The 10,721-nt window shown below is 41.4% G+C and carries 6 protein-coding genes; all 6 read left to right on the forward strand.

Going from position 1 to position 10,721, the window contains the following annotated elements:
- Positions 1-396: 396 nt before the first annotated feature.
- The 6 genes from QZ738_RS12165 to QZ738_RS12190 all read left to right on the forward strand — a co-directional run bounded on the left by QZ738_RS12165 (position 397) and on the right by QZ738_RS12190 (position 10,490).
- A complete protein-coding gene (locus QZ738_RS12165; RefSeq protein ID WP_293787886.1) occupies positions 397-1,554 on the forward strand; it encodes a FecR family protein in 1,158 nt (385 codons plus the stop codon).
- Positions 1,555-1,756: 202 nt separating this feature from the next.
- The gene (locus QZ738_RS12170; protein ID WP_293787888.1) at positions 1,757-5,230 is read left to right on the forward strand and encodes a TonB-dependent receptor; all 3,474 of its coding nucleotides are present in this window, start codon (positions 1,757-1,759) and stop codon (positions 5,228-5,230) included.
- Between the two features lie 22 nt (positions 5,231-5,252).
- Complete coding sequence (locus QZ738_RS12175; protein ID WP_293787890.1) at positions 5,253-6,830, forward strand: RagB/SusD family nutrient uptake outer membrane protein; 1,578 nt, start codon at positions 5,253-5,255, stop codon at positions 6,828-6,830.
- Between the two features lie 6 nt (positions 6,831-6,836).
- On the forward strand, positions 6,837-7,949 hold the full coding sequence (locus QZ738_RS12180; RefSeq protein ID WP_293787892.1) for an IPT/TIG domain-containing protein: 1,113 nt from the start codon (positions 6,837-6,839) through the stop codon (positions 7,947-7,949).
- 233 nt (positions 7,950-8,182) lie between these two features.
- Positions 8,183-8,728, forward strand: a complete 546-nt coding sequence (locus QZ738_RS12185; RefSeq protein ID WP_293787894.1) for a carbohydrate binding domain-containing protein — start codon at positions 8,183-8,185, stop codon at positions 8,726-8,728.
- A 76-nt stretch (positions 8,729-8,804) separates the two neighbouring features.
- Positions 8,805-10,490 carry a glycoside hydrolase family 9 protein gene (locus QZ738_RS12190; protein ID WP_293787896.1) on the forward strand — a complete coding sequence of 562 codons (1,686 nt, stop codon included), beginning with the start codon at positions 8,805-8,807 and terminating at the stop codon, positions 10,488-10,490.
- The last annotated feature ends 231 nt before the right edge of the window (positions 10,491-10,721 follow it).

The following is a 10,721-nucleotide window of genomic DNA, read 5'->3' on the forward strand; positions in this document are numbered from 1 at the left end:
TTTGATGCCAAAAAGTAAGAGCCCTTCGGCGGCGGTGAGCCGAGGCAAGACTGTGCTGTATGGCATAAGAAATCAGTTACGTCATTTATATTGATTTTTATACCATAAATTATTCCTCAGGATGACAGAGAGGAGAAATACTTTTGTAATTCTGGATGCAGTGCAATGGAGAGATCTTTTCTATATGAAAGACTCTGAAATAAATCCGATAGCTATCGGATCAGGATGACGATATTCTGAAGAGATTTACTCAACATATTTAACTTTGCTGAAATTTTGAATTCTCAATTATACTTGTCACAGACCTGTTTTAAGTTTTTTTTATTTTTTTTTTGGGGGCAAAGCCCGGGTTCCCCGACTATACTATTAACAAACCAAATATAACTACATACCAACATGAGCAGGTCAATAGCCGTTTCCTTACTTAAAAAATATCTTTCTGGTGATTGTACGGCTGCTGAAGTAAAAGAAGTAAACCAGTGGTTTGACCGTATGGACGCTGTACCTGAAGATCTTGTGGGTCTGTCTGACGAACAGCGCAAGCTCGTTGGAGATAAAATTTTTGAGCGTATTCTGCTCAACATCGAAATTAAAGAACAACAAAAGATCAGATCAATTCCTATAAGTTCAATACATATCAGGACCATATTATGGGCAGCAGCGTCGCTTATTTTAGTTCTGGGTGTGGTTTTGATCTGGAGAACACAGCTATACAAGCAAAATCAAACGGTAAACTTACATCGATCGATTCCTATAAAACCCGGTGGCAATAGTGCAGTTTTAACATTGGACGACGGATCATCGGTAGTATTAACTGATGCCAAAATAGGTACACTGGCTAACCAGCAAAATGTGAGTGTAGTAAAAACAGCTGAAGGCAAACTTAGCTATAAAATACATTCCGGAGCTGCATCTGCTAAAGTTAGCTATAACAAAATCAGTACACCATTAGGAGGTAAATATAGCGTGGTTTTGCCTGATGGGACTAAGGCCTGGCTAAATGCAAAGTCGAGCTTGCGGTTTCCAACTGCCTTTACGGGTGCCGAAAGAGTGGTGCAGATGACTGGTGAAGTATATTTCGAAGTGGCTAAAAATCCTGATCAACCCTTTAAGGTACAATCTGGCGAAACTGAAATTAAAGTACTGGGTACACATTTTAATGTAATGGCTTATGGCGATGAGGCCGGGCAAAAAACCACCTTAATTGAGGGTAGTATCCACTTGTCATCCGGTAAATTTTCACAATTATTAAAGCCAGGGCAGCAAGCCCTGATCAACCCCTCTGGTATAAAAGTGGATAACCATTGTGATCTGGAAGCAGTAATGGCCTGGAGAAATGATCTTTTTATCTTCAAGGATATGGAAATCAGGGAAATTGCCAGGCAGTTAGCCCGGTGGTACGACATTCAGATCGTATTTAAAGAGACACCTTCAAAAATATCCTACACCGGAACGATATCCAAAGATGTTGAACTTTCAGAGTTATTAAACATGCTTCAGTTCACCGGATTGAAATATGAATTGAATGGACACCAGCTTACTATAATCAATTAGCCGGAAGTGATCGATTAAAATAAATTTTAACCAAATAAATGATTTAAACATGAGAAACTACTACAACACTGCATAATGTAAGGAGTAACCATGCTTTTTAAGAAAAAACCGGATCGTGTTCGCAGCACATCCGGTTACTGTAAAGGTTACTTACAATCCCGATTTAGACAACATTATAATTTAACCAAAACTCCATAAAGATATGAATTTATTTTTTAGGATCAGGCAGGTATTGCGCCATGATTCTTACCAAATCTTATTAACAATGAGACTCGTAGTGCTTTTTTTTACGCTTACCCTGATGCAGGTTAGCGCTAGCAGCTTCAGTCAGAATCTAACGCTTAAAGAGAATAATTCTGACATCATTTCCATCTTAAAGCAAATCGAAAAACAAAGTGGTTACCACTTGCTATTCAGGCGTGCCGATATAAATGATCAGTATAAAGTAAACCTTAATGTAACCAACATGCCCATTGAGCAGGTAATGGGTGTTGTTTTGAAAAATACCAACCTTGATTTTAAAATTATTAAAAAAACCATTGTTCTTAAAAAGAACGACTATTTGCCTTTTGCAAATATTTCGGTTCGGGATCTGGAAATTTCCGGTACGGTGAGCGATGAAAAAGGAGTAACACTACCCGGAGTGGTGGTGAATGTAAAGGGCACCAAACAATCAACCGTAACCGATATCAATGGTAAGTTTAAGATTTCGCTGCCCTCGGGATCAACCACCCTTGTATTTACTTTTGTGGGGATGGAGCCACAGGAAATTAATCCTGGCAACAAAAGCACCCTCAATGTGGTACTCAAGGCACAAACCACCGCACTTTCTGATGTAGTGGTAATTGGTTATGGTACGCAAAAACGTACCGATCTTAATGGATCTATTTCATCGGTAAAGGCGGCCGATATTGCCAATGTGCCTCAAACCAGTATCGATCAGATGCTGCAGGGCAGGGCTTCGGGACTAACGATTTCGCAGAACTCCGGCGCACCCGGTAGCAATACCTCTGTACGGGTACGTGGCGTAACTTCTTTAAGCGGGAGCAACGAGCCTTTGTATGTAATCGATGGTGTGCCCATTTCGGGCGATGCAGGCAATCAGAGTACCAGCGGAAGATCTCCTCTGCAGGCTTCGTCTTCCAATGCCAATTCGCAGACTACCGTGAGCCCTTTATCTTTGATCAATCCAAATGATATTGAATCAATTGATGTGCTTAAAGATGCATCCGCAACTGCCATATACGGTAACCGCGCTTCAAATGGTGTGATTATTATCACCACAAAAAGAGGCAGAAGCGGTAATTCTGCTATCAATTATGATGGTTATTATGGTTTTCAGCGTGTGGCAAAATACATGGATGTGATGAATCTTCGTCAGTATGCAACACTCCAGAACTCGCTGGGTGATATTTATGGTACTGGTAGGAGGGTCGAATTTGCAGATCCTTCAATATTGGGCGAAGGTACCAACTGGCAAAAGGAAATATTTAGAACAGCACCACAGGAAAGTCATCAGGTAGCTGTTTCAGGAGGTAAAGAGGGATTAACCTACTATATTTCGGGTGGATATCTTGGGCAGGACGGTACGGTTATCGGTTCTGATTTTCGCCGTTATAGCCTTCGGGTAAATGCCGATGCGCAGGTAAAAGAGTGGTTTAAGCTCGGCATCACCTTAACCGGAAGCCGATCTGCAGAAAACGTGGTAACCAGTGATAATAACGGGATTATTTACAACGCTTTATTGCAGGCACCTGATTTAGCCGTAACCAACCTCGATGGTTCGTATACCGGTCCCCCTGTTTCTGATCCACTGGCTGCCGCAGCGGCATTAAATCCGGTAGCCCAGGCGCAGCAAATCAAAAATAAGTTAAACAGGACGAATATTAACACCAATATTTATAACGAGATTAAGTTTCTTAAACCATTATCGCTGAGATCAGAACTTGGTGGTGATTTCAATTTCTCGGATAACAACGTATTTACGCCGAGTTATTCGTGGGGTCGTTTTACCAATCCTACCGCATCATTAAAGGAAAGATTCCAGCAAAGTACATTTCTGATCTGGAAAGAATACCTTAATTATAACCAGACTTTTGGTGGAAAACATAACCTAAGTGCCATTTTGGGTTACGAAGTTCAGCAGTCAAGCTGGAGAGGAATTGAGGGCACACGTCAGGGGTTTTATAGCAACGATGTGCAGTCACTCAATTTAGGACAGGCCATAACGGCTACCAATGATGAATATATTGGTACACAGCGCCAGGAATCAATCTATGCGCGTGCCATTTATACCTATAATTCTAAATATAGCCTTACCTCTACCATCAGAAGAGATAAGACGTCTAAGTTTGCAGAAGGCTCACAATCAGGTTATTTCCCGTCATTTGCGGCATCCTGGAAATTGTCTGACGAACCATTTATGAAAGGCATCAATAAAGTGGTAAGCGGGCTTAAACTTCGCCTGGGTTACGGAGAGGTAGGTAACCAGGATGTTCCCAATTACCTGTACAGCTCTTTGTTGAGATCTTCGCAAACAGGATTGGGTACTGGTTTTCTTGCCGGTAGGATAGATAACAAATCATTAAAGTGGCAAACCTCTATCCAGTACAATGGTGGTGTGGATATGAGTTTTTTAAACGGCAGGATTAGCATGAGTATAGATGTTTACAAAAAAACTTCGAAAGACTTTTTGTTCCAGCTTACGCTTCCAGCCTATTTAGTTGGAGGTCCTGATTATTTGGGTGGTATTAACCCTCCGTATGTAAATCTTGGAAAAATTGATAACGTAGGTTTTGATTTGAACATCAACTCGCGCAATTTTGAAAAAGGCGATTTCAAATGGAATACCAGTGTAGTGTTGTCACATTATAACAATGAAGTTAAAGAGCTTGGTAATGGCCTTACCGAACTTTTTGGAACAGTAACCAATGCTTATCTGCAAACGCCGGTTACCCGTACCGTGGTAGGCCGTTCGGTAGGCGAATTTTATGGTTATAAAGTAAAGGGAATATTTAAAACGCAGGAGCAACTTCAATCCGCTCCGGTTCAGTTTGGGCGTGGCATTGCCAATAACAGCAACAGCACCTGGTTGGGCGATGTACAATACGAAGATGTAAATGGCGATGGTGTAATCAATGAAAAAGACCGTACAGCGATCGGAAATCCAAATCCTAAATTTACCTATGGCATAACCAACACCTTTAGTTACAAAGCTTTTGATTTTACCCTGTTCCTGAACGGATCTTATGGCTCCAAAATCATGAACCTGCTAAACAACACCATGGGTAACCTGGCAGCTGTATATCAGAACCAATATGCGGCATATAGTAATTTCTGGTCGCCACAAAATCCTAACTCCGATATTCCTGCACCTAAAATCGGTATTGATAATCCCAATCTGTTTGTATCTGACCGTTATGTAGAAAGCGGATCTTTCTTACGCGTACAGAATGTGAGTTTAGGATACAGGGTACCGGCCTCATGGATCAGGAAATTTAAGTTCTCAAATTTAAAAGTGTACTCGAGCGTGCAAAACCTTTACACCTTTACGAAATATAAGGGGTACGATCCGGAAATCGGGGCGATGAACCAGAGTGCCATTTTAAATAATATTGACCTGGGAAGATACCCAATTGCCAGGACCATCACTTTTGGGATAAACGCACAATTTTAGTGACCTACAATTATTGAACAAAATGAAATCATATTTAATATATAGCTTTATTTTTATCGCCATTATTAGCGCGGGCTGTAAAAAAGAATTTTTCAATATTCCGCCGCAGGATGCACTTAGTGCGGATAATTTTTACCAAAACACTGAACAGGTTCAGGCCAGTACCATTGCGCTGTACAACTCGCCATGGTTCGATTGGAATGCCAAAGCTTCATGGTGTATTTCAGAATTACTGAGCGGTAATGCACACACCTATTCGCCGGATGTAATCAACTTCGGTAATTTTTCGGTAACAGGCGATAACACCCAATTGGCGTCTGCCTGGAATTCGCTCTATAGCGTGGTTGCCCAATCGAATGCTTTGATCAATAACCTGAAGGCTAAAGTACCAGCCAGTGTACCGGCATCAGTGGTCAATAATGCTATTGGCGAAGCGAGATTTATGCGGGCTATGGCTTATTTTTATCTGGTAAGAACTTGGGGAAATGTGCCCATCATCGAAAACAGTCTGGATTATGTAAACAATTATCAGATCAATACCAATCCGGTAACTGATGTTTATAAGTTCATCATCAACGACCTCAAATTTGCGGAAGATAATTGCGATAAAATGATCAGAACGGGGTCAGTTTCCCAGGGTAAAGTGTCCAGTGGATCAGCATCTGCACTATTGGCTAAAGTTTATTTATACATGCGCGACTATTCGAACGCCCGTTTAAAAGCAGAACAGGTAATCAACAGTGGCGAATTTAAATTATATGGAATAGATATTACGGGCAAAACTTATGCTGACTTATTTAAAACGGCCAATAATAACAATGAAGAGAGTATCGCCGCCATTCAATGGTTGGGCGGATCTTCCTATGGTCATGGTAATGCCTTACAATCTTTCCTTGCTTTCAACTCAGAAATTACGGGTACAGGAGATGGTTACGGAAGCGTTACCCCTTCTATCGATCTGCTTACCGCTTTTGAGCCCGGCGATTTAAGAAGAAAGCCAACCGTGATGATGCAGGGCGATGTTTACCCTGAAATTAACCAGGCCAAAGGTGGTTACACTTTACCTGCCGGAGCGGTTGCCCAGGGCATGCCGGCATTTATTAAAAAATATGTAGTGGGCACACCTGCAGATAATGGTGGTAAAGGCGCCGCATTTTCTACCGGTAATAACACTTATTTGATGCGTTATGCCGATGTATTGTTAATTGAAGCTGAAGCAGTGCTGGCCGGGGCTGACCGTACATCTGATGATGCGGCACTGATACCTTTTAATAAAATCAGGAGAAGGGCTGGCCTTATTCCTAAAACTTCGATCACGCTCCAGGATATTTATCAGGAACGCCGTATGGAATTCGTTTTTGAGGCTGATTACTGGTTTGACCTGGGCAGGTTGGACGGTTTTAATGTAACCTCACACCCTAAAGCAATTGCCATTATTTCCAATCAGGAAAGAGGAATTTACAGCAATACCACACCTGTTGTTATTTGGGGACAAAAGTATACGCCAACTGATGCCAATTTCCGTTTGCCTTATCCTACTACTGAAACCATTCTTAATCCAAAATTACTATTGGCTCCGGTGCCTTACAATTTTAAATAAGCTGATATGAAAACGTTATATAAAAATACTATAGCCCTTTATCTCATTGGCATCTTTTGTATGCTGATTTTGGCGACCTCCTGCAAAAAGGAAAAAGAAGGACAGGGCGTGCCGACTATTACCCGGGTACGAACCTTAGTTAGGCCTGGTGATACTAAAGTTACGCCCCTGGATTCGACAGTTACTTCGGGCGATGTTGGTGTGACCTATGTGATAGAAGGAGTTAATTTAAAGTCGACCAACAAAGTAGAATTCAATGGAGCTTCGGCTTACCTGAATACGGCACTTTTTAGTGATAACCGTATTATTGTGATGATCCCGACAACTGCTACATGGATTAATCAAACAGGTAAATTAACACTCACCAATGCATACGGCAGCACTTCCTTTAACTTTAGCATTAAGCAGCCGGCTCCGGTAATTAGTGATCTGAGTCAGTTTGCTGGTAATCCGGGTGATGTCATTACCATTACCGGCCTGCGTTTTGATCAGGTATCGAGCGTTAAGTTCGGTACCACAGAAGCCAAAGTTGTTTCTTCAAACAGTACCGAGCTGAAAGTTACTATTCCGGCAGGTGCACTCGGAGCAGTAAGTGTTACCACTCCCGGAGGTACCGGTACCGGCCCTTATGTATCTTACGATGGCGTTGTAGTGCCGATATTATTGCCGTTTGGATTTACCCATTTGTTTTATGATGATCAGATCACAGCCGGGTACGATTTCAATTTTGGAGGTGCAAATGCAGATGTAAATAATACAGAGATGGTGAAACGAGGTACTCATTCGATCAAACTTACCTATACCGGAAGTTATGCAGGATATGCCGTAGGTAGTAACACGCCTGTTGATTTAACTGATAAAACCTATGTCAAGTTCTCAATCTATGGTACCACAGGTACCGAAGGTAAAGTGGTAAAAGTTGCATTAGGCGATTTTGATAACCGTAATGTAAGTGTGGTACTGCATGCCGGCAAGTGGACAAACTATGTGGTTCCGATAGATCGTTTCCAGAGTGCCAGTCAGCCGGGTAAACCTACCAGTTTAAACTGGATCGGTTTTCAGGAATTAAGTGGCAATGCACCGGAAACCATTTACCTGGATGATATTGGGGTGTATTAATTGAAGGGGTATTTTAATTTGATGAAATAGCTCCATCAAGTTATCGTCATTGCGAGGAGGAACGACGAAGCAATCTTTCATGCTAGCAAACCGTTGCCATAAAGATTGTCAGCCTGTTGCCGGCAGGCTTTGTCGGCTGAAAAAGCCTTCTCGCAATGACGATTTTATCAAGCAAATCTATGTCGTGACTATGTTTCAACCTTCCAAAATTTATAATCTTAAATAATTAATCAATGAAAATAATACAATATATGCTGGCCGGCATCATGCTAATAGCCAGCCATGCTGTTTTTGCACAAAAAAACCTGGTGCTTAATGGCGGTTTCGAAAATGAATTAGAGAACTGGGTAGATTACTCGGCAAAAGTAACCCCTTATGTGTATAGCGCAGGGAAAATGAGCGCTGCTTTATTTTCTTCCGATCCTGCTAAGTGGACCGGAATGCACCAGATTGTTACTTTGCCTAAAAATACACAGTACATCCTCATGAGCGCGAAGATAAAAGCAGATGGGGTAAGTACTGGTAAAGATGCCTGGAATGGTGCTTTATTTCTTTTCGAGGCGCTTAATAAACAGGAAAATAAAATAGGCGAGGGAATCAACATTGCTACAGTTAAGGGTGATGAGAATTGGAAGGTATATGAAAAAGCATATATTATTCCACCAGGCATTACAAAAATAAAACTGTTGTTTGCCCTGGGCTATGTTACAGGTACGATGTTCGTAGATGAGGTAAATTTGAAAGTGATTACGCAATCTGAGTTTGAAAAATATTTATAGTATGGTGAATGGCAGGTTATATAGGCTGTTATTAATAGGGTTCGCACTGGCGGCAAGTACCCTTAATGCGCAGCAAATGGCAACTCCTAAAATTGTGCTGAACCAATCGGGTTATTATCCGAGTCTTGTAAAAAGTGCGCTTATAATTAATCCCGTTTCTGAAAGCAGGTTTGAGTTGCTATCCATGCCAAGCCGAAAAGCGGTGTATTCAGGTGTATTATCTGATCCAAAAATTACCGGCTATTCAAAAATTACAACAAGAATAGCCGATTTTAGTGCTTTCGATCAACCTGGCCAGTATATCCTCCACGTTGATGGCGTTCCAGAATCTCCTGTTTTTAAGATTGCCAACGGTGTGTACCACGATTTGGCAGCGACTGCTTTAAAAGCATTTTACTATCAGCGGGCCTCATCTGCGTTAGATGTAAACTACGCAGGAAAATGGTACCGTGCTGCGGGACACCCCGACACTTCAGTTTATATCCATCCATCGGCTGTTTCTAAAAATCGTAAGGTTGATAGTAAAATCAACGTTTCTGGAGGATGGTATGATGCGGGAGATTATAATAAATATGTAGTGAACAGTGGGATTTCTACGTCGACCTTACTTTCTGCCTATGAAGATTTTCCTGACTATTTTATGGGCCAGGAGGAGCATATTCCGCATGCTAAAAACAAAGTTCCGGATGTTTTAACAGAGGCAGTTTACAATTTACGCTGGATGCTAAAAATGCAGGATCCCGGCGACGGTGGCGTGTATCATAAATGTACCAACCTGGATTTCGATGGAATGGTGATGCCAGACCAGGCCCTGGCAAAACGTTATGTGGTGGCAAAAGGTACCGCCGCAACACTTAATCTGGCCGCAGTGGCCGCACAGGCCTATCGCATTTTTAAACGTTTTCCTGAGCAATATCCCGGATTGGCAGATAGTTGCCTGGCCGCTTCAAAAAATGCCTGGCTTTGGTCGTTAAATAACCCTAACGTTGTTTACGATCAGGATTTGCTTAACAAAACGTCCGAACTTAAAGTAACTACTGGTGCCTACGGTGATAAGGACTTCGAAGATGAGTGGATTTGGGCTGCTGCAGAACTGTTGGCCTCAACAGGAGAACAGCCCTTTTACGACGCGTTTTTTGCACGTTTAAATGCGCCCATAAGTTTACCAAGTTGGAGCAATGTAGGCATATTGGGTTATTATACATTAATCAGGTGCGGGGGGCAGCTGCCCGAAAGTTCTAAAAGCATCATCAGCATTTTAAAGAAGAAAATACTGAAGCTTGCTGACCGTTACGTAGATGCATTTACAACAGGTCCCTATCATACGGTAATCGGCGCTTCTCTTTATGATTTCGCGTGGGGAAGTAACTCTTCGGCAATGAATCAAAGCATATTATTGATAAATGCTTATTTATTCACTAAAAATAATGCTTATCTGAATGCCGCGGTAAGTAACCTCGATTACGTTTTAGGTAAAAATGCAACCGGTTATGCTTTTGTAACCGGGATAGGTTTTAAATCGCCTATGCATCCGCATCATCGCCTGTCAGTTGCAGATGGTATTGTTGAACCTGTTCCGGGCTTGCTGGTTGGTGGACCTAACCGCGAAAAACAGGATGGATTAAAATATGATCCCGAACCGGAATTATCATACCTGGATGATGCCAACTCTTACGCTAGTAATGAAATTGCGATCAACTGGAATGCCCCATTGGTATATGTAGCAAATGCAATGGAGTGTATTGAAAAGGGTAAAAAATAAGGCTTGATATAAAGAACCAACTTTGTAAAAATGATTGATACATTTATAAGATTGATTTTTTTGCTCAATCTCTTTTAATACGGTTTTTACCCTGATCCGATAGCTAGTCGCCCCTTAATAACAATTTAAACATTTGATTATCAATAATTTGTTGATAAATTTCAGTATTATAAATTGCGGGTTTTGGTTATATTTATATCAAAATCTTGCAGATATTTATGCTTAACCAAC

It is taken from the genome of uncultured Pedobacter sp. (genome assembly GCF_913776295.1).
Classification (GTDB): domain Bacteria; phylum Bacteroidota; class Bacteroidia; order Sphingobacteriales; family Sphingobacteriaceae; genus Pedobacter.

Excerpts from the sequence above, each read along its gene's own strand:
- QZ738_RS12165 (WP_293787886.1), top strand. The coding sequence starts at position 397 with ATGAGCAGGTCAATAGCCGTTTCCTTACTTAAAAAATATCTTTCTGGT.
- QZ738_RS12170 (WP_293787888.1), top strand. The coding sequence starts at position 1,757 with ATGAATTTATTTTTTAGGATCAGGCAGGTATTGCGCCATGATTCTTAC.
- QZ738_RS12175 (WP_293787890.1), top strand. The coding sequence starts at position 5,253 with ATGAAATCATATTTAATATATAGCTTTATTTTTATCGCCATTATTAGC.
- QZ738_RS12180 (WP_293787892.1), top strand. The coding sequence starts at position 6,837 with ATGAAAACGTTATATAAAAATACTATAGCCCTTTATCTCATTGGCATC.
- QZ738_RS12185 (WP_293787894.1), top strand. The coding sequence starts at position 8,183 with ATGAAAATAATACAATATATGCTGGCCGGCATCATGCTAATAGCCAGC.
- QZ738_RS12190 (WP_293787896.1), top strand. The coding sequence starts at position 8,805 with ATGGCAACTCCTAAAATTGTGCTGAACCAATCGGGTTATTATCCGAGT.